At 59.0% G+C, this 23120-nt stretch carries 20 protein-coding genes; 9 read left to right on the top strand and 11 right to left on the bottom strand.

The window, feature by feature from the left end:
* Complete coding sequence (locus L2D14_11730) at positions 1–1206, bottom strand: tetratricopeptide repeat protein (GenBank protein ID WNJ98539.1); 1206 nt, start codon at positions 1204–1206, stop codon at positions 1–3.
* 24 nt (positions 1207–1230) lie between these two features.
* A complete protein-coding gene (locus L2D14_11725; protein WNJ98538.1) occupies positions 1231–2196 on the bottom strand; it encodes an esterase-like activity of phytase family protein in 966 nt (321 codons plus the stop codon).
* Between the two features lie 117 nt (positions 2197–2313).
* Here L2D14_11725 and L2D14_11720 point away from each other — a divergent pair, with 117 nt between their 5' ends.
* The 6 genes from L2D14_11720 (at position 2314) to L2D14_11695 (ending at position 7198) form a co-directional block, all read left to right on the top strand.
* On the top strand, positions 2314–3114 hold the full coding sequence (locus L2D14_11720) for a phosphodiesterase (protein WNJ98537.1): 801 nt from the start codon (positions 2314–2316) through the stop codon (positions 3112–3114).
* A gap of 80 nt (positions 3115–3194) precedes the next feature.
* Positions 3195–3467, top strand: a complete 273-nt coding sequence (locus L2D14_11715) for a hypothetical protein (protein ID WNJ98536.1) — start codon at positions 3195–3197, stop codon at positions 3465–3467.
* Between the two features lie 89 nt (positions 3468–3556).
* Entirely contained in the window at positions 3557–4933 is a 1377-nt protein-coding gene (locus L2D14_11710; GenBank protein WNJ98535.1) for an acyclic terpene utilization AtuA family protein, read from the top strand.
* The gene (locus L2D14_11705; GenBank protein ID WNJ98534.1) at positions 4933–5244 is read left to right on the top strand and encodes a DUF4387 domain-containing protein; all 312 of its coding nucleotides are present in this window, start codon (positions 4933–4935) and stop codon (positions 5242–5244) included. The genes L2D14_11710 and L2D14_11705 overlap by 1 nt, the downstream gene beginning before the upstream one ends.
* Before the next feature lie 33 nt (positions 5245–5277).
* Positions 5278–6195: a VOC family protein gene (locus tag L2D14_11700; protein WNJ98533.1), complete on the top strand. Its 918-nt coding sequence runs from the start codon at positions 5278–5280 to the stop codon at positions 6193–6195.
* A gap of 178 nt (positions 6196–6373) precedes the next feature.
* The gene (locus tag L2D14_11695) at positions 6374–7198 is read left to right on the top strand and encodes a hypothetical protein (protein ID WNJ98532.1); all 825 of its coding nucleotides are present in this window, start codon (positions 6374–6376) and stop codon (positions 7196–7198) included.
* Positions 7199–7203: 5 nt separating this feature from the next.
* Here the strand turns inward: L2D14_11695 and cobT are convergent, their stop codons facing one another.
* The 3 genes from cobT to L2D14_11680 all read right to left on the bottom strand — a co-directional run bounded on the left by cobT (position 7204) and on the right by L2D14_11680 (position 10873).
* Positions 7204–9063, bottom strand: coding sequence for a cobaltochelatase subunit CobT (gene cobT / locus L2D14_11690; GenBank protein ID WNJ98531.1), 1860 nt, complete (start codon positions 9061–9063; stop codon positions 7204–7206).
* A gap of 10 nt (positions 9064–9073) precedes the next feature.
* Entirely contained in the window at positions 9074–10069 is a 996-nt protein-coding gene (gene cobS, locus L2D14_11685; protein ID WNJ98530.1) for a cobaltochelatase subunit CobS, read from the bottom strand.
* Positions 10070–10279: 210 nt separating this feature from the next.
* Positions 10280–10873: a DnaJ domain-containing protein gene (locus L2D14_11680; GenBank protein ID WNJ98529.1), complete on the bottom strand. Its 594-nt coding sequence runs from the start codon at positions 10871–10873 to the stop codon at positions 10280–10282.
* A gap of 164 nt (positions 10874–11037) precedes the next feature.
* On the opposite strand from L2D14_11680, the gene L2D14_11675 reads away from it, so the two are divergent.
* Together L2D14_11675 and rpmB are read left to right on the top strand one after the other, a co-directional pair.
* Positions 11038–12930 (top strand): adenylate/guanylate cyclase domain-containing protein, encoded by a 1893-nt coding sequence (locus tag L2D14_11675; GenBank protein ID WNJ98528.1) that lies wholly within the window; start codon positions 11038–11040, stop codon positions 12928–12930.
* A 182-nt stretch (positions 12931–13112) separates the two neighbouring features.
* Complete coding sequence (gene rpmB / locus L2D14_11670; protein ID WNJ98527.1) at positions 13113–13409, top strand: 50S ribosomal protein L28; 297 nt, start codon at positions 13113–13115, stop codon at positions 13407–13409.
* Between the two features lie 193 nt (positions 13410–13602).
* Here rpmB and eno read toward each other — a convergent pair whose 3' ends face one another.
* The 4 genes from eno to secG form a co-directional block, all read right to left on the bottom strand.
* Positions 13603–14877 carry a phosphopyruvate hydratase gene (gene eno / locus L2D14_11665; GenBank protein WNJ98526.1) on the bottom strand — a complete coding sequence of 425 codons (1275 nt, stop codon included), beginning with the start codon at positions 14875–14877 and terminating at the stop codon, positions 13603–13605.
* Positions 14878–14896: 19 nt separating this feature from the next.
* Positions 14897–15760 (bottom strand): 3-deoxy-8-phosphooctulonate synthase, encoded by an 864-nt coding sequence (gene kdsA, locus L2D14_11660; protein ID WNJ98525.1) that lies wholly within the window; start codon positions 15758–15760, stop codon positions 14897–14899.
* A gap of 48 nt (positions 15761–15808) precedes the next feature.
* Positions 15809–17434, bottom strand: coding sequence for a CTP synthase (locus L2D14_11655; protein WNJ98524.1), 1626 nt, complete (start codon positions 17432–17434; stop codon positions 15809–15811).
* Between the two features lie 109 nt (positions 17435–17543).
* Complete coding sequence (gene secG, locus L2D14_11650; GenBank protein WNJ98523.1) at positions 17544–17888, bottom strand: preprotein translocase subunit SecG; 345 nt, start codon at positions 17886–17888, stop codon at positions 17544–17546.
* A 381-nt stretch (positions 17889–18269) separates the two neighbouring features.
* On the opposite strand from secG, the gene L2D14_11645 reads away from it, so the two are divergent.
* On the top strand, positions 18270–20822 hold the full coding sequence (locus tag L2D14_11645) for a hypothetical protein (GenBank protein ID WNJ98522.1): 2553 nt from the start codon (positions 18270–18272) through the stop codon (positions 20820–20822).
* 24 nt (positions 20823–20846) lie between these two features.
* Here the strand turns inward: L2D14_11645 and L2D14_11640 are convergent, their stop codons facing one another.
* On the bottom strand, positions 20847–21707 hold the full coding sequence (locus L2D14_11640; protein ID WNJ98521.1) for a tetratricopeptide repeat protein: 861 nt from the start codon (positions 21705–21707) through the stop codon (positions 20847–20849).
* Between the two features lie 724 nt (positions 21708–22431).
* Positions 22432–23052: a hypothetical protein gene (locus L2D14_11635; GenBank protein WNJ98520.1), complete on the bottom strand. Its 621-nt coding sequence runs from the start codon at positions 23050–23052 to the stop codon at positions 22432–22434.
* Positions 23053–23120 lie beyond the last annotated feature (68 nt).

Raw genomic sequence — 23120 nt, 5'->3', positions numbered from 1 at the left:
TCAGTTGGCCGGCAGTTTCCTGAGGGCATCGACGGCTTTATCGACTCCGGCGTCGGCGGCTTTTTCAATCCACATGCGGCCCTGACGGCGGTCGCGTGCAACCCCGTCGCCGTTGACCAGCATCGCGCCGTACAGATAAGCGGCTTCCGGGACACCGTTTTCTGCCGCCGATTTTGCCCATTGCGCCGAAATCGCCTTGTCGGCGGGTACACCGTCCCCCTGCCAATACATCCGCGACAGCTCGAACTGGGCCTGTGCATGACCGGCTTCGGCGGCGCGTTCGAACCAGTGCAGCGCGGTTTGCGGATTGGCCGCGACACCGATGCCGCGGGCATGGATCAGTCCCAACTGGAATTGATCTTCGGGATTTGTGCTTTCGGACAGGCGCGCCAGCCGCTGGCGGGCGACGATGCCCTGCTGCTTGCGCGCCTTGGAGACGGCGCTGGTTGCAACCCCGCTTTCACGCAAGGCGTCGATATAGACCAGATAATCGTCAAGGATAGCCGGAATATCGGGATGCCGTTTGTCCCATGACGCCAGCGCCTTTCGGCTGTTCTTCTTCTGCCAGTTCCGGAAGTCGGCGCACCAGTGACGTTCGAGCACCTGGCGGAACTTGATCATTTCGCGTTCGTTCTTGTCGAAGCCCAGGTCCTGATAGGCTTTTTCCTGATACAGATACGCCTCGCACTCCAGATCGACCTCGCGCACATGCTCCAGCCGCCCGCGCAGATGCTGCATGCCGTGTCCGGTCAGCTCGTGCGCCAGAACCGGTGCCAGGTCGCGAGGTGACCACTTTGCGCCGAAGCGGCCGACGACGGTCAGGAAATCCCTGGTTTTGCCCGATGCCTGATAGAAATCCGGCAGAAACGCGGCGATGGTGACCTTGGTCAGTTCACGCCCGGGAAACGCCGGGTCATAGACGATGACCACATTGCCGGCTGTCTTGAGTTTCTCGATCGCTTTGGCGTTGTAGGCTGAGCCTTCATACAGGATATCCAGCGCCGCCTTGACGGTTTCCGCCCCTATTGCCGGCGGCACGATGTCGATATCGTAATATTTTCCCGGCGGTGCCGGTTTGCCGGCTATCTGTACGCCACGATGCATGAACTGAACGGTGCCGTCTTCCGCAGCCGCTATCGCCATGTGCGGTGCTGCAGCAAAAACAACGGCAGTCAGGGCGATAATCGGGGCTGTCGGCAAGTGCATCGGTGCGCGGGTCTCTGGAAAAGATCAGTGTGGCGTCAGTTCGAACATCATCAGCAATGTACGCTGCTCACCACGGTTGAAGTTGTCGTCGGAGATAACATAGATGTGGGCCTTACCGCCCGCCGCCGCAACGGCTTCGATCCCTTCGAAATTGTCGACGTTCATAGGCGGCGCCAGACTGGCCAGCAGTTTCCCCGTGATTTCCGCACCGGGGCCGATGTCCGCCGCGCTGATGCGCTTGATCTTGATGCGCACGCCGGCGCGTGGCGTGTAAAAGCGTTCCAGCACCACGACGTCGCCGTCGGGCAGCGTCGCCGCCCCGGTCGGCCGAAAACCCTTGTCGGCGACATAGGTCAGTACGTCCCAGCCTGCGGCATTGCTGACCCAGGCAACGCTGGCGCGCTCATCGGGTGCGCCTTCCGAGATTGCCAGCAGCCTGCCGTCATGCAACAGCGTCAGCGCTTCGATGCCGTCATTGGCGGGCATGTCGGCGAGTTCCAGCGGCGGGCGCAGGACACGCGGCACGGTGGCGCCCGGATCGTAGCGCCAAAGCCGGTGGTCACGCTCGAAGGCGATGATGATCTCTCCCTCGACGCCGGGGCTCATGGCTTCGGCATCGGCCCAGCGCTTGCCGGCCAGCGGTGCGCCGTCCAGATCGGCCAGCGTGCCGAGATCGGGATTGTTCAGGCCTGAAAGATTGCCCGCCTGATCGTAAGTAAGCTCGGCCGAGAACGAGACGGCGGCGTCGGAAACACTGATCATGCGCAGGCCGTCGGCGCTTAAGCCCAGGCCGGAAAATCCGCCGAAACGGGGGTCGATGGCGCTTAAGTGCAGACCGCCGCGATAAATCAACGTATCGGCTTTCGATTTCTGCGGCGTGGCATTGTCGAGCGGAATCGGCGTAACCGTGACTTCGACGCTGTCGGCGTATGAGTTGCCAAGAGGCAACAAAATTGCTGCGGCTAGGATGATGATGTGAAGCTTGTTCATGTGCTGGTTTTAGCATGACCTTGTAGCGGCAGAAAGTAATCCCGCGCCGTAAGAAATTCATAAAGGTGGGCGAGATCGGGGCGTGACGCCTGTCGATTTTCAGCTAACATGACGGCCATGAAATTTATCCATCTGACCGATCCGCACCTGACCGCAAGCGGCGAATTGTTCGAACTGGACGTCGACCAGCGTTTGCGCGATGCCGTCGCTTCCATCAACCGCCGCCATGTCGACGCCGAATTGCTGATGCTCACCGGGGACATCACGCACTGGGGCGAGCCTGGAGCCTACAAGCGGGCATGCGATATCCTCAATGACCTGTCCATGCCATGGTATCCGCTGATCGGCAATCATGATGTTGCCGAGGCGTTTTTCGCTGGCCTGCCGAACGCCAGAAGTGCCGATGCCGGCCGGGCGTGTTTCAGGATTGATACCAGTGCCGGCGCGTTTATCGCGCTGGATACCCTGACGGACGGGACGCATGCGGGCCTTTTGGATGAACGCCAACTCGGCTGGCTGGATAAAGAATTATCGTCTGCCGACGGCGATGCATTCTTGTTCATGCATCATCCGCCGGTCAAAACCGGGATCAACGGCATGGACCGTATTCCGCTGATGAACCCGGACGATCTTGGCGCCGTTCTGGAAAAGCACCCCGGCAAGGTGCGGCATCTGTTCTTCGGTCACATGCACCGGGCCTTTCACGGCAGTTGGCGCGGCATTCCGTTTTCAACCGTCAAGGCGACTTCGCATCAGGTCGCGCCGATCTTCGATGCCGATGCGCCGCTGACGACCAGCCGGGAACTGCCGGCCTATGCGGTGGTCCTGATTTCCGACGATCAGGTTGCCATACACGATATCTCGTATCTGGAAGAAGAAACCGAGTTCTCGTACAACCGCGACAGCGGGCGCACCTGAGGCAGACCTGCGCCCCGTCACCAAAGCGTCATCACAATATGCTAGCGATTTGATCTCCTGAATATTCGCGAGAGGTCGATATGGGCTGGCTGTTGAGTATCGTGCTTTCCATGCCCTTGAATGCGGGCAACGTTGAATTCCGCATGTGGTTCTCGAAGGAGAGTTATTGCACGTTCGCCATCGAGAAATTTTCCGAAAAGCCGTTCATGCAGGTTCTGCCGGATGGCAGCGAACTGCCAGGCGGCATTAAAAGCGCTACCTGCCGCAAGCTTGCGGAGCACGAGCAGGCGTTGGTGCCGGAACACCTGATGTGGAAAGTAAAGCCGCTGGGCGGGCTGTTCGGCGACAAATAAACCCTCCCCTGTTCTTGTCATAGGTCGGTATCCGCTTCAGGATTGCCGGTGGCGGTTACTCGGTGGATATGCAGGACGCAGGAGTTTCAATGTCACCCATCAGATTGATGGCGACCACGGGGATTCTCGGCTACGGATTTACCGAGGAAGCGTTCCACGCGGGTATTGCCATGAAACCGGATATTATAGCCTGTGATGCGGGGTCATCGGATCCCGGGCCGCATTATCTGGGCAGCGGTACGGCCTTTGTGTCACGCGCCGCGGCAAAACGCGATCTCGGTCTGATGGTTACGGCAGGATTTGAGCATAAAATCCCGGTGATGATCGGTTCTGCCGGCGGCAGCGGATCGGATGCACAGGTCGACTGGGTACTGGATATTCTCGATGAGATATGCCGCGAACATGATATTGCCCCCAAAGTCAGTGTGATCCGCACCCAGCAGACTAAAGACCTGCTGTACAAGAAACTGGCGGCCGGGAAAATCGCTCCGCTCGGCCCGATCGATGATCTGACCGGCGAAGACATCAATGCTGCAACGCGGATCGTCGCCATGGTTGGGCCAGAAGCCTATCAGCAGGCCTTGTCCGATGGCGCAGAGGTGGTGATTGCCGGGCGCAGTACCGATGCTGCACTATTCGCCGCCCTACCACTGATGCGCGGCGCCGATGCGGGGCTATCTTGGCATCTGGCGAAAATCATCGAATGCGGGGCACAGGTGGTTGAACCCCGCGAGGGTCAGGATTGCGTTATCGGGACGATCTATGACGATCATTTCACCGTCGAGCCGGGACACCCCGACCGCCGCTGCACGGTGACGCGGGTTTCCGCGCATACGCTTTACGAAAATCCGGAACCCTACCGCCTCAAGGAGCCGGACGGGACACTGGTTACGGATGAATGCCGTTTCGAACAACTGGAAGAACGGATCGTCAAAGTTTCCGCCAGCCGTTACGAGCCATCGGATACCTATACGGTGAAACTCGAAGGTGCCCGTCAGATCGGCTATCGTACAGTGTTCATCGCCGGAATCCGTGACCCGATCCTGATCGACGGGATTGATGATTTCGTGAAATCCTGCCGCCAGCGGATCGAGCGCGATGTCGGTGCGCTGGGGATTGAAGCGGCAGACTACACACTATCGATACATCTCTACGGCAAGAATGCAGTCATGGGAGCATTGGAACCGGAAGCCGATAGCCCGGTTCACGAACTTGGGCTTTTGCTCGATGTGCTGGGCCGGACCGAGGACATCAGCCGGGCCGTGCTGGCAAAATCCCGCTATGCATTTTTACACACGGATTTTCCGGGGCGGATGTGCATCTCCGGAAACCTTGCGATCCCCTTTTCTCCATCAGACATGCACATCGGGCCTGTGTATGAATTCAACATCTGGCATGTCATGGAATGCGATGACCCAATGGAACCTGTCCGTATGGAATGGCACGATTTCAAGGAGGCACGGTGATGGCAAAACTGATGGATATTGCCAAGGTCGTGCGCGGCAAGAACGCAGGCGCATTGCAACTGACGCTGGACGTCATGTTCGAAGATGATGCAACCTATCGCCGCGTCAGGGATTGCGGCGTGCTTTCGCCGCGTACGATTGCGCCGCTTTATGGCGTGACGGACAATGAAGTCGCGATCATCCCGTTTGACGTGGCTCGGGCGATCAAGATCACGGTGCCGCGGCGCATCCGCTCGGGCTCTCCGGGCGATACCGATGTCTACGGCGCACAGCAGCACGTGCCGCTGATGAAAATCGACATACCCGACTGAGAACTAGCAACTCAATTTTTGATGTACAGAACCATGATGGATTTGCCCTATTCCTTTCACGACCGCCAGAGCCCCATAGCGGACGAGGTGTTTTTCGATCATGTGGCATGGATGGTCCCGGATATGGACGCGGCTTCCGCGGTGTTCGAAAAGCTCGGCTTTTGTCTGACCGACTATTCCGTGCACGGCAATCGCGATCCGGAAACGGGCCAGCGGATACCACAAGGGACGGCCAATCGCCTCGCCATGCTGAAAACCGGTTATATCGAGCTGTTGTGCAAGGTCGATGGCGTCGATGCGCCGGTTGTCGACGATCTCAGGGCGCGCCTTGGGCGTTATACCGGTGTGCACCTTTTGGCTTTTTCCCATGCCGACGCGGACGCGGCATATGAACGCATCAAAGCCGACGGTTTCAGACTGCAGCCGATGGTGCACCTCAGGCGCGACGTTGAGGCAGCCGACGGCTCAGACGCCGAAGTGCAGTTCAGCGTGATCCGCGCCAGCTTCGATGAAATTCCCGAAGGCCGCATCCAGGTTTTGACGCACCACACCCCGGACCTCATGTGGCAGGACCGTTATCTCGCACGCGATAATGCCCTTAAGGCGCTGGTCGATGCCGTTGTCTGCGTTCAGGACCCGGCGATATCGGCAAGCCGGATGGCCAAGTTTCTGGGAAAATCCGTCCATGCCGTCGATGCCGATGAAGTACACGTGATGAGCGAGCGTGGCGGGCTCAGGTTCGTGACGCGCCGGCGTCTCGGCGCATATGTGCCGGGATTCGACCCGCCCACCCTGCCCTATACGGCGGCGATCGGTTTCATGAGCGGGAATATGGCGAAGACGCGGGCGTTCTTGGCCGAGGCCGGTGTCGCGGTGACGGAAACCGACACGGCGCTGGTGGTCGCGCCCGAAGACGCGCTGGGCACGGCGTTGATGGTGTATCAATCCTAGATAAAGCGCCGCAAAACCCGGCAAAATTTTCTCTGGAAATCGATCCTGTCGGTAAAATCTTTCCCCCCGGATTTCGCCTGTCCCGTGTAGGTTGTTGAAAATAGACAATCTCTGATCTGGCACCGGAATTGCTTAGCCAAAGGTAAACGTGAGTGATTGCCATTGGGGGGGAGTTTTTATGTCACTGTCCGTTGATAGCGCCAGATATTTTATACCAGGTTACGTCTCACAAAACCAACTGGCTCAACCTGATTCTTCCGGTTCGGATGCCGATCCTGTTACAGCGAACGTGGCGCAGGATCAGGCGTCCGTTGCACCACCCCCCATTTCAGGTAAGCCGTTGCTGGCCAGCAATGATTTGCGATTGTTGATGCTTCGCGGCGTCGATCAAGGTGGCGTCGAGGGTTACAAAGACATTCTGAATGCTTTTTATGCTGATCCGGAGAACCGAAACGACCCCGTTTCTTTTTTGAACAAATTAAGCCCGGATGGCATTGCGTTATTAAAGCAGGCGCAATCACTGCCTGCCGGTGCCAGCATTAACGTCGATTCCCTGAACAAAGAAGAAGCGCTGAATTTGATCCTGCCGCATAGTGGTCAGGTGGATCTCAATAATGATGGGCTGATTGCCAATGCGAACGGTGGCAAAGGGTTTATGTTCCCACCCCCGAATGCGCCGCAGAATGTTAAAGATGCCTGGGCCGGTGCCACCAATGGGTTGAGCGATTCAGACAAATTCCTGCTTTCAGGAAAGTTCATGCTTTCGCTTATGTCTGCCAATCTGCACGTCGACGAAAATGGCAAGGCAACCCAGACCGAACCGGGAGACCCGGGGTGGCGGAACGTTTTCGCCGAGGATGGATATTCGTATCAAGTCGCCATAGAGCGGTTCAAAGCCGGGAACGAGTCCAACAAGCCCTATAATTCGAACGAAATTTACGAGCGGACGAAGAAGCTATTGGCGCAATTGGACAGGGCGTTCGATAAGCATGATGTTGCTTGAGGGCCTCAGTTGACCGCCCGGCGACCGGCTTTGCGCACATCCTGTCCGGCGTTTTCATCGAACAGTTCGGCCAGGCGCGTCATCATGGTGCCGCCCAGTTCCTCGGCGTCGACGATGGTGACAGCGCGGCGGTAATAGCGCGTCACGTCGTGGCCGATACCGATGGCGGTCAGTTCCACCTCGGATTTGGTTTCGATGTAGTTGATCACTTCGCGCAGGTGGCGTTCCAGATAATTCCCGGGGTTCGCCGACAGGGTCGCGTCATCGACCGGCGCACCGTCGGAAATCACCATCAGGATGCGGCGTTGCTCGGGGCGCCCCAGCAGACGGTTGTGCGCCCACAGCAGGGCCTCGCCGTCGATGTTTTCCTTGAGCAGGCCTTCGCGCAGCATCAGCCCCAGGCTCGGCCGGGCGCGGCGCCACGGCATGTCGGCGGACTTGTAGACGATGTGGCGCAGATCGTTGAGGCGGCCCGGGTTCTTCGGCTTGCCCTGCTCGACCCACTTTTCACGTGACGTGCCGCCCTTCCAGGACCGCGTCGTAAAGCCGAGGATTTCGACCTTCACGCCGCAGCGTTCCAGTGTACGCGCCAGAATATCGGCGCTCATCGCGGCAACCGTGATCGGCCGGCCACGCATCGAGCCGGAGTTATCGATCAGCAGCGTCACCACGGTATCGCGGAATTCGGTATCGGATTCAGATTTGAACGACAGCGGCGCCACCGGGTCGATGACGACACGCGACAGACGGCCGGCATCGAGCACGCCTTCTTCCAGATCGAATTCCCATGACCGTGTCTGCTGGGCCAGCAAGCGGCGTTGCAGCCGGTTGGCGAGCTTGCCGACAACACCCTGCAGGTGCGAGAGCTGCTGGTCTAGCTGATGGCGCAGCCGCGTCAGTTCCTCGTGATCGCAAAGTTCGGCGGCATCGGTGACTTCGTCGTATTCGGTGGTAAAGGCGCGGTACGGCTGATTGTCGCCGCTATCGTTGCGGCGCCAGTCCGGGTCGTATTCGCTTGGACCGGCCGGTTCTTCCTCGCCCTCGCCCGGATTGAGGTCGTCATCGGAAAATTCCGGATCGAAGTCCATGCCTTCGGTGGAATCGCTGTCTTCGGTCTCGCCGGCCATGGAGCCGTCGGAATCGACATCGGAATCCGACGCATCGGCGTCCTGGTTGCCCTGTTCGTTATCGTCGGACTCGCTCTGCTCGTCGTCTTCGGGATTATCGTCGGGCGGCTCATCTCGAAGAAGATCGAGGGTCTTGAGCATCTTGTTGACGGCTTTCGAGAAGTCTTCCTGATTTGACGCCGATTTCACCAGGTCGTTGAGATCGCCGGAAATCTTCTTTTCGATATCGCCGCGGTACAAGTTGACGAATGCCTTGGCGGATTCCGGCAATTCGCGCCCGGACAGATGCTCACGCACCAAAAGCCCAACAACCTCAGGCAAAAGCGCGTCATCGCGTTCCTTGATGCCGTTATAACCCTTGGCGCGGCAGCGCTCCTCGAGCAGCGCCTGCAGGTTGTCACCGGCGCCGGTCAGGCGTTGCGTGCCGAGGGCCTCGCAACGGACCTGTTCGACGGTTTCGTAAACACGCCGGGCATCGGCGCCTTCCGGCATGTTGGCGCGATGGGTATCGGCGTCATGGTGACGAAGCCGGAGCGACAGCGCGTCAGACATGCCGCGAAAACGCGACATGGCTTCAGGGCTCATATTGGCTTGCGGGGCCGGCAGGTGGGCGGCCTCAGCCGTCAGTCCCGGCGTGCTTTGACCGAACTGGACCTCAAGATCCTTGGCATGCCCGACGGCCCGCAAGGTCGATGCGGTGACACGTTTCCAAAGCTCGGCCGGGTGTTCGTTACCCAAGGTCTATACCTTATTGCAGGACCGCGTTAGCAGCCGATTCCGGCAATTCCACGCCCATTGCACGCTGGTAATATTCAGCGACCACCGGACGTTCCAACTCGTCGCACTTGTTCAGGAAGGTGACGCGGAAGGCATAACCGAGATCCTTGAAGATTTCGGCGTTCTGCGCCCAGGTAATCACGGTCCTGGGCGACATGACGGTGGAAATGTCACCGTTCATAAAGCCGGCGCGGGTCATATCTGCCAGTTCGACCATGGCTGAAATCTGATCCTGGCCTTCCTTGGTATTGTAGGAATCACACTTGGCGAGCGCGATATCGACTTCGGAATCGTGCGGCAGGTAGTTCAGCGTGGCGACGATGTTCCAGCGGTCCATCTGACCCTGGTTGATCTGCTGGGTGCCGTGATAGAGGCCGGTGGTATCGCCGAGACCGATGGTATTGGTGGTCGAGAACAGGCGGAAATACTTGTGCGGGCGCATGACGCGGTTCTGATCGAGCAACGTCAGCTTGCCTTCGACTTCTAGCACGCGCTGGATCACGAACATCACGTCCGGACGACCTGCATCGTATTCATCGAACACGACGGCGGTCGGATTCTGCAGCGCCCACGGCAGGATGCCTTCGCGGAACTCGGTGACCTGCTTGCCGTCTTTCAGGACGATGGCGTCCTTACCGACAAGGTCGATACGCGAAATGTGACTGTCCAGGTTGATACGGATACACGGCCAGTTAAGGCGCGCGGCGACCTGTTCGATGTGCGTCGATTTCCCGGTGCCGTGGTAGCCCTGGATCATGACGCGGCGGTTGTAGGCAAAGCCTGCGAGAATCGCCATCGTCGTATCGCGGTCAAAACGGTAGGCATCGTCGATGTCGGGAACGTGGCTGTCGGCTTCGGAAAAAGCCGGCACTTCCATATCGCTGTCGATGCCGAACACCTGACGGACCGAAAGTTTGATATCCGGTTCTTGCATCAGAAGCGGCTGAGATTGGTGACTAGTGGTCATACGCGCATTCCCGTTGATCTGTCCGGCCGACTTTCGCAGACCGGCGTTATTGTCTCGACGTCATCCATATAGGGATTCTGTTCGCTTGGTGTTAGGGGCAATCCCCCGGTGCGTCAAGGATTTGTGCCGTTTTTGGCACAAAATGGCGTAAAAATTGATACCGGAACAATTGCCGAAACAGCTCTCCCGCCGTCATCCCGGCCCTGGCATCTATATCACCAGAAAATGCCGGAGCGTTTCATAGGCTTCGCGGATTTCCTTGAATTTCTCTTCTGCCGCTTTTGTGCCGCCGTTGGTGTCGGGGTGGTGTTTCTTGACCAGCTCCTTGTAGCGGCTTTTCAACTCGTCCCCGCTAACCGGCAACTGCATACCGAAAACGGCAAGTGCGACGCGGGTCGGGGCATCGGCCTGCGGGCCTCCCGTTTCCGCGGTTTTCTCTTTGAACAGGCCGAAATCGTCGACGAAGTAATCGGGGTCGATGCCGAATGGTCCCATGCCCGCCTTTGGTCCCCGAGCGGTTTCCTCGCGGTCGCCAAGCGGCCAGCTCGGGCGCTGCCAGACGGTATCGCGCCTGAGATCGGCTTCGACCTCATCATCGGTCATGCCTTCGAAGTAGTTCCAGCGGCGGTTGAATTCGCGGACGTGGTCAAGACAGAACCAACGGTATTCGCGCAACTGCTCGCGCGAGCGTGGTGCTTTATGATCCGCCTTCATCTGGCAATCGGGCCATTCGCACAAGCGAATGTCCTCGGCGACATCGTCGCGCATGACCAGGGACGGATGAAGTTGTTTGCGTCTTGCCATGATCGATAATGTGCCTCTTTCGGATAAAGATACAAGCTTCACGGAAACGATTTTGATACCGTGACAGGCGACGGCCGTGCGACTAGGATTTCAGGGCATTTCGAGGGTATAAAGACGGTAAAACCGGGCATCGTGGATACCGGTGGGATTGAGTTGAGGGGAAGATGGCGGAACAGAACATCAACGACGACGATCCGTCATCGATATTGAATCAGGATCGCTACGATGCGCTGTTCGGCCGCATTCCGCTCAGCCATGAAATTGCCGCCGCCGCAGAGCAGTCCGAACCCGACAAAGGCCTTTGGCTGCGGCTTGCCGAAAACGAAGGGTATGAGCGGCTGAACCTCGCCGCCACCTATCTGGCAGTATTTTTCGCCCCCATCGCGGCATTCCTTGAAATGCTCAGCGGCACGACGGAACTGATATGGTCGGTCGAGGCGGCGCGCTGGGTCGAAGCCCTGATGGGCATTTTCTTCATGTTCGATATTTGCGTCGGCGCGCTGGCTTACGGCATGAAATATTTCAAGACCCCCGCAGCGTGGATCAACATCCTTGCCGTCGGCGCCACCGGCGCATCGTTCCTGGCCGGCAATACCGGCATCGCCAACCCACGGGTGCTGCGGATTCTCAGGACCGTGCGCGCCGTCGCCAAGGTCGGTCTGGTGCAGAAAGTCGGCACCCGCGAAACCGTGCTGGGTGCGGAAATGCTGACCTCGATGGGCCGTGACGATGCATGGTATGCGGTCGGTATCCTGCTTTTGATCAGTATGCTCGGCGATTTTTCGATCGGCAGTTACGTTCATATCACCGACCCGGTGCTGGAAGTCATCATTTATGCGGCGATGGTCTATGCGGTTCGGTGGAAAGCGGAACGCAACGTCGAGCGCGTCGGCAAGATATTCATGGACCGCCTGCACGAGGCCAATCAGGTCATACTCGCCAAGATGCGCGAAATTCCGGGGCTCGAGGACGCCGATGCGGTCATCCAGCGCCGCGCCGAGGAAGCAGAAAGCGAAGGCCGCAAGCTGAACGAAATCGATACACTGATCGAAGCCATCAGCATGATCATTTCCAACCTGCGCCGCTTCATCAGCCGTCGCGCGTTTCTCGAAGCCAAGGGCGAGCGCGTGATCCCTACCCGTTCGCCGGTGGCATTGATGTTCACCGATGTGGCCGGGTTCCAGGCCATGACGCATGAACTGGAAAAAGACATCCTGCCGGTGCTCAAGACTTATCTGGGCGAGATGAACCGGGGTGTCAGCCGGCACGGCGGCGATATCGACAAGTTTCTCGGCGAGGGCATCTTCGCCTACTTTCACAACAACGAGAATCCGCGCACCAGCGCTAACGCCGCTTTCGATGCCGCTGTCGAGATGCGCAAGCTTTCCGAGGCGCTGGAAGTCGCCGGCGGCGTATGGGAAGAGTTTTTCGAAGGCAAGGACGGCTGGGAAAACAGGAAGCGATTCGACACCCGTTTCGGCCTGCACTGGGGGTTGGTCGTGGCCGGGCCGGTCGGCGACGACGATCGTGCTGATTCCACGCTGATCGGGGACAACGTCAATCTGGCGTCCCGGCTGGAATCGCTGAATGCGATGTACGGCACGCAAATTCTTGTCAGTGATGCTTTTTACGATTGCCTGAGCGCCGATCGCAGAGTTCTGTGCCGCCGCATCGACCGTATTCTGATGCCTGGCCATAAGGAACCGCTTAACCTGTACACGGTCGACATCCAGCCCATGCCGGTGGCCTTCCTGATGGCCTTCGACAAGGGGGTTAAGGCTTATCTGGATGGGGATTGGAGCAAGGCACGCGAAGCGCTGCTGGTGGGCCGGAAGGTACTGAACGATGCGGACGAAGACCCGGATGCGGCGACGGAAACCCTGATCAAACGTATCGAGGACATTAATTCGTTCTGGCAGAAAGCGGTGTCGCACCTGCGCGAACGTGTGCCCGAGGATGTGACCGAGGAAACCGCGAATTCACTCACCAAACGGCTGTCGGGCGATACCTGGCTGCCGCCGCAGGAGTGGCGCGGCTCGTGGCGCATTGTGGATTAAGCCTGATTGTCGGTTTCCGGTGCTTTTTCAGGCCCTGAAAGCTGTAAGGAACGCTTGACGGCATGGGGTGAAGCCCCTAAAAGACCGTCCAATGGATCGTGCCGGTGCACTACATGGGGCGGTCCAAATTTTTTGATTTAGACGAATTTGGCGCAAGTCGCCCGAGATTGAGGACCGAGACAATGTCCAAGACCTGTGAACTGACCGGTCGTACCGTTCAAACCGGCAACAACGTGAGCCACGCGATGAACAAGACGCGTCGCCGTTTCCTGCCGAACTTGCAGACCACTTCGCTGTGGTCGGAAACGCTTGGTGAAAACCTTCGCTTCCGTATCACCGCCTATGGTATCCGCACGGTTGAACATGGTGGCGGACTTGACGCCTACCTTCTGAAAACCGCCGATGAGAAGCTGAGCACGAAAGCCGTTCGTGCAAAGCGCCGCATCAAGCAGGCGCAGGCGAAAGCCGCTGCCGCTTAACGCTTCGGCGAAAAGAACCTGATGGAAGAGGCCCGCTTACGAGCGGGCTTTTTTCGTTGTGGGGGTAACCCTTTCGTCGTCCTGAACTTGATTCAGGACCCACAAAAAAACCCGGCAGGACCGGGTTTTTCTTGTTTAATCATGGATCCCAAATCAAGTTTGGGATGACGGCCAAAACGTGTGCTGTCGGTTTTTAATAAAGCGCGTTGGCGCCCGGATAGACTGACACCGGGCCGAGTTCTTCTTCGATGCGGATCAACTGATTGTATTTCGCCAGCCGGTCGGAGCGGCTGAGCGAGCCGGTCTTGATCTGGCCGGCGTTGGTGGCCACTGCGATATCGGCGATGGTCGCGTCCTCGGTCTCGCCCGAGCGGTGCGAGATCACCGTCGTGTACCCGGCGCGGTGCGCCATGGTCACGGCTTCCAGGGTTTCCGTCAGGGTGCCGATCTGGTTGACCTTGATGAGGATCGAGTTGGCGACGCCCTGCTCGATACCGTCCGACAGGCGCAGCGGATTGGTGACGAACAGATCGTCGCCGACGAGCTGTACCTTGTCGCCGATTTCATCGGTCAAAAGCTTCCAGCCGGCCCAGTCATCCTCGGCCATCGGGTCTTCGAGCGAGGCAATCGGGTACTTCTTCACCAGATCGGCCCAGTATTTGACCATCCCGGCGGCGTCGAGCGTCTTGCCCTCGCCTTCGAGGACGTATTTGCCCTTCTTGTAGAATTCCGTCGAGGCCGCGTCGATGGCCAGTACGACATCGTCGCCGACTTTGTATTTCGCGCCCTTGATCGCCTTCATGACGAAGTCCAGCGCTTCGGTGGTCGACTTCAGCGACGGCGCGAAACCGCCTTCGTCGCCGACATTGGTGTTATGACCGGCGTCCGCCAGGTCCTTTTTCAGGCGCTGGAAGATTTCCGAGCCCATGCGGATGGCATCGGCGCAGGTATCGGCACCGACCGGCATGATCATGAATTCCTGAATATCGATGGGATTGTCGGCATGCGCACCGCCGTTGACGATGTTCATCATCGGCACCGGCAGGACGTGTGCGTAAACCCCGCCAATCGATCGGTACAGCGGCAGGCCGGATTCCTCGGCGGCGGCCTTGGCGCAGGCCAGCGAGACACCGAGGATCGAATTGGCGCCGAGGCGTTTCTTGTTCGCCGTGCCGTCCAGCTCGATCATCACATTGTCGATGAACACCTGTTCCTCGACGTCGACACCGACCAGTGCTTCGAAAATGTCGTTGTTGACGGCGGCGACCGCATTCAGCACGCCCTTGCCGCCATAGCGCTTCTTGTCGCCGTCACGCAGTTCCACGGCTTCGTGCTTGCCGGTCGAGGCGCCCGACGGCACGGCGGCACGGCCCATGACACCGGTTTCCAGAAGCACGTCGACCTCGACCGTCGGGTTGCCCCGGGAATCGAGAATTTCACGGCCGGTGATGTCGATAATCGCAGTCATGTCTTTTCCTTTGTGTGTATCAGTCGTTGTTGGCGAGGCTTTCCGGTGCCGGGCTTGATTTCGCCAGCGCATCGAATGCCATCAAATCCTTAAGAACGCCCTCTAAGCGGTTGATCGGAATCATGTTCGGGCCATCGGAGGGGGCGTTGTCCGGATCCTGGTGAGTCTCCATGAACACCGCCGCGATGCCGAGCGATACGGCGCAGCGTGCCAGCACCGGGGCGAATTCCCGCTGTCCACCGCTGCTCGATCCCTGCCCGCCCGGCTGCTGCACCGAATGGGTGGCGTCGAACACCACCGGGCAGCCGGTGTCGTTCTTCATCGTCGGGAGGCCGCGGAAATCGGTAACCAGGGTGTTGTAGCCGAAGCTGGCGCCGCGCTCGGTCACGGTGACCTGCTCGTTGCCGGTGGTGAGAATCTTGTCGACCACGTTCTTCATGTCCCAAGGTGCCAGGAACTGCCCCTTTTTGACGTTAATCGGCTTATTTGTGATACCGGCGGCCAGCAAAAGATCGGTCTGCCTGCATAAAAATGCAGGAATTTGCAGGATGTCGACGGCATCGGCGACGGCGGCGCAGTGCGCCGGTTCGTGCACGTCGGTCAGCACCGGCAATCCCGTCACCTCGCGGATTTCCCTGAAGATCGGCAGTGCATCCTCAAGCCCGATGCCGCGCTGACCCTTGAGGCTGGTGCGGTTGGCCTTGTCATAGGACGTCTTGTAGATGATGCCGATGCCGAGCTTTTCGCCTAAAGTCTTGAGCTGGCTGGATATTTCAAGCGCGTGCTCGCGCGTTTCCAGCTGGCACGGCCCGGCGATGATGCCGAGCGGCTTTTGATTGCTGAGGCTCACGGGCCCGACGTTAACGGTACGTTGTTCGCTCATGCGCTTCTGATAGCGCCTAACGCCGCTTGGGGAAAGGGTTTTGCTGCTCTAAACCAGCCTGGACTGATTGACCGAGGCGCGAATGAATGACGTGAACAGCGGGTGCGCGTCGAACGGCTTGGATTTCAGTTCCGGGTGGAACTGCACGCCGATAAACCACGGATGGTCCGGATACTCGACGATTTCCGGCAGAATGCCGTCCGGCGACATGCCCGAGAAGCGCAGTCCGGCCGCTTCCAGCCGTTCGCGGTAATCGGTGTTCACTTCATAGCGGTGGCGGTGCCGCTCGGAGATCATTTCGCTGCCGTAAATGCTCCGAACCCGGCTGTTTTCCGCCAGTTCGCAGGCATAGGCGCCGAGCCGCATGGTGCCGCCGAGATCGCCGTCGCTTTGGCGCTTTTCCAAAGCATTGCCCTTCAGCCATTCGGTCATCAAACCGACCACCGGCTCGTCCGTCGCGCCGAATTCGGTTGAGCTGGCGTTCGGAATCCCGGCGAGATTGCGGGCCGCTTCGATCACCGCCATCTGCATGCCGAAGCAGATGCCGAAATACGGAATGCCCCGCTCGCGCGCGAACTTGGCGGCGAGGATCTTACCTTCCGCGCCGCGTTCGCCGAAGCCGCCCGGCACCAGAATGCCGTGCGTGTCTTCCAGGTATTCAAGCGGCGTGTCGCCCTCGAAAATCTGGCTGTCGATCCAGTTGAAATTGACCTTCACATTGTTGGCGATGCCGCCGTGATCGAGCGCTTCCGACAACGATTTATAGGCGTCCAGCAGGCCGGTGTACTTGCCGACGACGGCTATCGAGACCTCGCCTTCCGGCTTGGTCTTGCGGACATGGATGTCTTTCCAGATGGTGAGATCCGGCTGCGGTGCCTTGATGCCGAAATGCCGGCAGACAACGTCGTCCATGCCTTCCTCGTGGTAGCGGATCGGCACTTCGTAAATGCTCTTGGCGTCGAGGCCCTGAATGACCGCATCCTCGCGGACGTTGCAGAACAGCGCGATCTTGCGCTTTTCACCTTCGGGCAGTTCATGCTCGGAGCGGCACAGCAGCATGTCCGGCTGAATGCCCAAAGACAGCAGTTCCTTGACCGAGTGCTGCGTCGGCTTGGTCTTCAGCTCACCGGCCGCGGCGATATACGGGATCAGCGTCAGGTGCAGATACATCGCCCGTTCGCGCCCCAGATCGTTGCCGAGCTGGCGGATCGCTTCGAGGAACGGTAGTCCCTCGATATCGCCGACCGTGCCGCCGATCTCGCAGAGGATGAAATCCTCGTCCTCGAGATCCGAGATCACGAAATTCTTGATGGCGTCGGTGACGTGCGGAATGACCTGGATCGTCGCACCCAGGTAATCGCCGCGGCGTTCCTTGGCGATGACGTCGGAATAGATGCGCCCGGTCGTCACGTTGTCGGACTTTTTCGCGCCGACACCGGTGAAGCGTTCGTAATGGCCGAGGTCGAGGTCGGTTTCCGCCCCGTCATCGGTGACGTACACCTCGCCATGCTGATACGGGCTCATGGTGCCCGGATCGACGTTGAGATAAGGATCCAGTTTGCGGAGCCTGACTTTGAACCCACGCGCTTGAAGAAGCGCGCCGAGGGCTGCGGAGGCTAGACCTTTTCCGAGGGAGGAGACCACGCCGCCTGTGATAAAAATGAATCGCGTCATGGGCGGACACCATACATCAAGAAGCCGCTCTGCCAACCGTTCAAATTACACGCGCATGGGGGCACCCCCGGCTCAACTGGGCCGGAGGGTCTGAGGCTTTGATTTTGCATTAGTTTTGCGGTGTCGGTGCGGTCGGCTGCGGTACCGTCGGCGTCGACGAAGGTGCCACCGGGGTCGACGATGCGGGCGGAGTCTGATCCAAAATCGATCCCGATTCGCGGCCCTGGCTCGCCATGATCGCCAAAGTGATGCTGGTGATGATGAAACAGGTCGCCAGGATGGCGGTGGTTCGGGTCAGGACATCCGCTGCCGCACGGCCGCTCATGAAGCCACCGCCGCCGCCTCCGCCGCTGCCGCCCATGCCGAGCGCGCCGCCTTCGGAGCGTTGCATCAAGATCACCGCCACCAATGCGATGGCGAGAATCAGATGAATGACGAGAACAACCGTTTCCATAGTGCGTTCGTCTCCTGAACCTTTGAACGGGGCGTGTTCTAACGGCTCCAGCGGGTTTTGACCAGCCCGGATTTCATATGGGTCCGTTCGGCCCTTCCCGCAATGTTCCGGCGACACGGTCCTGGTCGTGCATAAATGGCCCATGTGCACGAATTTGTCATGTTGACTCGCGGATAAGTTTAATTTAAAAAGTGATTCAAGTCCCGGGGGCAAGTGTGTCCGCAATCCGGGGCTTTTTTGTATCCCGGGCCTCGCTTCGGGTACGTCCCGGACCCGGTCCGGGATCTGTCCGGACACTGCGAAGTCCGCTCTTTCCGATCCAGGCCGCCCCTTCCGGGCGGCCTTTTTCATTTCAGCAACTTTGATCAGAGGAGTTTCCAGATGGGAACCACCGACAATGCCGCTGTGCAGGCAGCGACGCAGAACCTGCAATCTAAATCCACGGCTAAATCCGCCACCAAGTCCGTCACGTCCGATCTTATCGGCTCTGTCGGCATGGGCGCCGCCAATGCGCCCGGCGACGTCATGAAGGTCTCAAGCGCGCTGACCGCCAACGGCCTGATGGAAGCGCCGCAATCGCACGCCGACGCCACCCTCTTCAAGGGGATCATCGGTGCGCAGGAACGCATGGACGGCACCCTCAAGCGCGACGGACTGGTCAATCCGGGCGGACCGACGGAGCAGACGTTCTCGCGTCTTGCCGGTCAGGGCTTCGTGAAGCCCGCACCGGCGCAGCCCGCGACGCCCGCGCGACCGGCTACCGGAGACGCGGTCCTGAACGCCGAACTTCGTGCCGATGCCAAGCAGAATGCCGTCGCCGCCGCCGAGGCCCGGGTGAAAGCGGACCTGAGCGACGAGACCCGCTCCGATTATCGCAAGGCGCAGGACCGTCATCGGCTGGACAAGGCCCGCGAAGACGCCGAACGCGCCCAGGCCCGCGCCCGGCACGAGGAAGCCGAGCAACGCCGCCGCCAACGCGAGCAGCAAGCCGCCGCGCAACAAAAAGCCAGCACCGACGCACGCAAACAGGCCATCGAGGCCAGACAGGCCGTGAGCACGGGCCTGACCAAGATCGTCCATCAGGCGGGTAAGATGCTGGACGAGGCGTTGAATTCCTCTTCACGTCATTCCGGCCCCGGGTCTGCGCCCGGGACAGGCTCCGGCCGGAATCCAGTTTCACCGGATGCTCTGGACCCCGGCTTTCGCCGGAATGACGGTGCCGTAGCGGATGGAAAAACCATCACACTCTCCGACGCGGCCATTGCCGCCAACCGGCGCACGGCGGATGCGCTGAAACGCCGCACCACGGTCGGCGATCTCCCCCGCTTCACCGTGGACGCGATCAACACGGATGGGACGAAAGCGGTGCACGAGGTCGCCGACATGATCGAACAGGTGCACGCGAGCGATCCCGAACAGGCGCAAGAGCTGTTCGGCCGCACCGCCCAGGGCATCGGGGCCGAGGACCGCACCCGCCTCGAAGAGCTGCTCCGGGGCGGCGTCATTTCCGAGTTTCCGCCCGACCGCCTGCCCGGTCAGCCGATGGACGGGTCACTCCCTGACCGTCGCACGAAAGTGTTGCGGCTTGAAGACCTGGACAATCCCGACGACGCACGGCGGGACATGCTGCACCGTCCCGGTCAGGAAAAGCCCGGCGATGTACAGCGTGATTTGCTGTATCGTCCGGACCGGGACAAGCCGGAGATGATGCCACTGAAGGCGAAAGCCGAAACAGGAATGGATCAGCACAGCGCGGCACCCGACACCGGAGAACCGTCCGCGCCGCAGGATGCGCCGGGTGATATCTGGAACATTCCCGAGCAGCCCATGACCGAAGGGGGGGCCGCTTATGTGCAACCCGGCGACGCCGAGGCACCGTCCGGTCATGGCGACCAGATCGAAGGACAGGGTGTCGGCGCGGACGAGCAAAAGGCCAAGATCGAGAGCGCCCTTGATGCGCTTGGCGAGATCGAGGCAGCGCAACGAGCGGACGAGCATCTGGACAAGGACCGGCTGGAAAAGCTGCGTGACAGCATGGACCGCGGGTTCGCATTTGATACGGATGCCCGACGCCGGGCGCACAATATGGTCGATGCGCTTCAACGTGGCGACAAATCGGAGGCCGGAAAAATTCAGGCCGAACTGAACGGCCTTGCACACGATCCTGTCCGCCGTCGTGCACAGCAGGAATCGGCCACTTACTACCGGCGTACCACAGAAGCTGAACGCACGGCGAACGCCGAGGCGCGCGGTAAGCATCGTATGGCGTACGAAGACGCTTTTGTCGGACTAGCCGTTAATGCGGCCCAACTGGAAGGCGCTGAATTCAAAGCCGACTTTCTGGCGAATGAAGCCGCCAAGGGTGACCGCTCAGCAAAAGCCGCCTTGCCGGCTGCACGCGAACGTGTCGATGGCATTCGTCAGCGGATGCAGGATGGCGCTCAGAAGGTGCGCGCTGCCGCTGCTGAATACGCGCGCATTCCGCGTCCGCCGCATCCGGAGATAGATCACGAAGGTGCTGCGCATGAAGAAAAGCTGGAAACGCGCGCCAGGCGCAAGGAGGATACGATCGACAAAGCGGCATCCGCAGCGATTGGTGTGGGGGGCGCCGTCAAGGGCCCTGCTATGGGGGCAGTTGCCGCAGCGCCTGCTGCGGCGACCGCGTTTTCACAGGCACTCCGTAAGGAAAGTATGGCTGCGGCACGCCGCGACGGGGTCGATATCACCGATCCAAATGCGCTTGCGGAATGGGCGGAGAAACATCCCGAAGCCGGCCATGACGCCATCGAACGGGCGTTTCAGTTCGGCATTGCCAATTTCGTCGGTTCCATCGGCGGCGATGCCGTCGGCAGCCGGGTCAGAGGAATTGTCGGCGACATCGTCGGCTTCGGCACCGATCAGGCGATTGACCAAGCAATTCGCCCTGATGATTGATGCTGCATAAATTTGTGGGCGATACTACTCACAGGAGTGGCTCTCAAGCCACTCCTGTGCTTTTCGTACGCCTGCCTCATATTCTGTATAAATCGTGACCTTATGGCGCAGCAGGTCGTTGACCTCTTTTGCTTTTTTGTCACCCAATGCAATAGCAATCTCCAACCACATATGCGCTTGAGCGTAATCGCGAATTTTTTTGGGTAACCGCGCGTACAATATTCCAAGATTATTTTGAGCGTTTAAGTAACATGCTTCAGCAGCAACGGTGTAATGCTTCATTGCATCCCGATAATTGTCGGGGACGCCATCGCCTGTCTGGAACATGACACCCAAATTGTAGTGTGCGACGATATGCCCATTTGACGCCGCCAATCTGTACCATTTGAGGGCCTCCAGAACATTAATCGGTCGGCCAATCCCATGATCAAAGTACTTGGCCATCATGAACTGTGCGTGTGGATTTCCATTTTTGGCTTCCTCTGAAAATATCTCGAATGCGGATTTGTAATTCTTGGCGCCATCCAACCGCATTGCTTCCTGAACGCGTGGGGATTCCGCACCGGGACGGAACTTCAGATAAGCGGGGTCCATGAAGTTGTCGGCAGATGCCGACAGGTCTGCCTTAGCGCCCGGATCGTTCAGGCCACCTTGAAGGCCGCCGTCATCCGGGACAGGCGGATTGGCGGGCTGAGATATGTCGGCAGATGCGGCGCGGGGTTTATCGGACGCCGGCTCTGCCGAAACGCCGACTGTGTCTGCAGGCTCAGTTCTGCCGATGGACCATTGCTTTGCCAGTTTCGCCAGATCGCCGGTAAAAAGAAGCATCACGAAGACAGCTGCGAAGCCTAGTGGCGCTAGCTCGATCTTTTTTTTGCCGGACATCTTTAGATTCTCACATTTCTGCAATCAATAATAAATGCCCTTGAGGCGTTCCCGGGTGTCATCATCAGGCCGAACCATCCGGCCAAGCGATCCATCTCGTCATGATTGCCAGTTTAACGCGCATACCCCTGCCCTCCAACGGTTCGTTCATCGAAGGCTATGCAAGGATGGGCGAGATTTTTCGCAAACGCCGTGAATGCCGGTCTGACGAAACGCGTCGGTCAGGCGGGCAAGGTGCTGAACGAGACGTTGCAAAATTCTTCCCGTCATTCCGGCGCAAGCCGGAATCCAGTTTCACCGGATGCTCTGGACCCCGGCCAAAGCTTGTCCCGGGCGCAGACCCGGGGCTGGGATCGATCAGTCTGACCGGAAATCCGTTGAGAGCTTCGGCAAAGACCAAGCGGACAAGGCGGAAGGGTCGTTCAAAATGCGATCAACACCGTGACGCCGGGTGCCGTAAAGGCGGATGGTCCTGTCGGTCCGGAGACCTTTGGTGCTTACCAAAAACTGGCTGCGGACCCAGTAACGCGAAAACGCCTGATGGACGCCCTCGCGGATGCTCGCAAACATGATGTTAGAAACGAAGCGACCGCAAAAGGGGAAGCGGCGCGGTTCGATCGCTTTCGGGACGGGTCGGCTTTTTAAACGAAGCTGAGTTAAATGTGTGTCTGGCCGATCAAGGCCAGACACACACCCGATCTATTGAATTTCGGCGGCCATCCGATCATTTTTCATCTGTACAATGATAACAGTCCGGTTGCCGAACATAATCTATCGCGTGATGCCAATTATAAATCCGCCAGCCATAGGGTCCTTTGCGGATTAGCATTCCTTGCTCATATGGTATGTCGTCGAAATGAAATAAGTCGCACGTATCGTTTACAACAACGCCAATGTAAAACTGAAGCGCGACGTCGCCGGGTTTATACATTGGGTTCTTTTCAAAATTGCTGTCACCCTCATGGTGGTACCAGTAGCCGATTAGCTGGTAACACATGTCATGCGCACGAGAGGACTTCTTTCCCTCTAACTCTATTCCCTCAATGCCGGGCTTCTGCCCCCAGGCGATCTCGCCGAGTTGTTCGTCATTATTGAAAAAATCTCGCGCGAATTTTGTATCCGCCACACACAGCGGCGTGATCGGATTTCCTATGCATTTGCTCGTCGTTTTGGTTTGATCCCCAGCATAGATAAAACGCATTTGGAAAAGCGGCGGCGGCACATTTGCCGGGCCGCCCGTCGACGCCTCATCGGCACGCACCGGTGCTGCCGCGCTCATCAACAGCGCGATGCACAATGCTGTTCGTGTCATCCATCCGGTCATGATTGCCAGTTTAACGCGCATACCCCTGCCCTCCAATCGTTCGTTCATCGGAAGCTATGCAAGGATGGGCGGGTTAATTGCTTAACCCG

Source organism: Thalassospiraceae bacterium LMO-JJ14 (assembly GCA_021555105.2).
Taxonomy (GTDB): domain Bacteria; phylum Pseudomonadota; class Alphaproteobacteria; order Rhodospirillales; family Casp-alpha2; genus UBA4479.
Note: the sequence above shows the minus strand (reverse complement) of the source record. Positions and strands in the feature narration are given on the sequence as shown.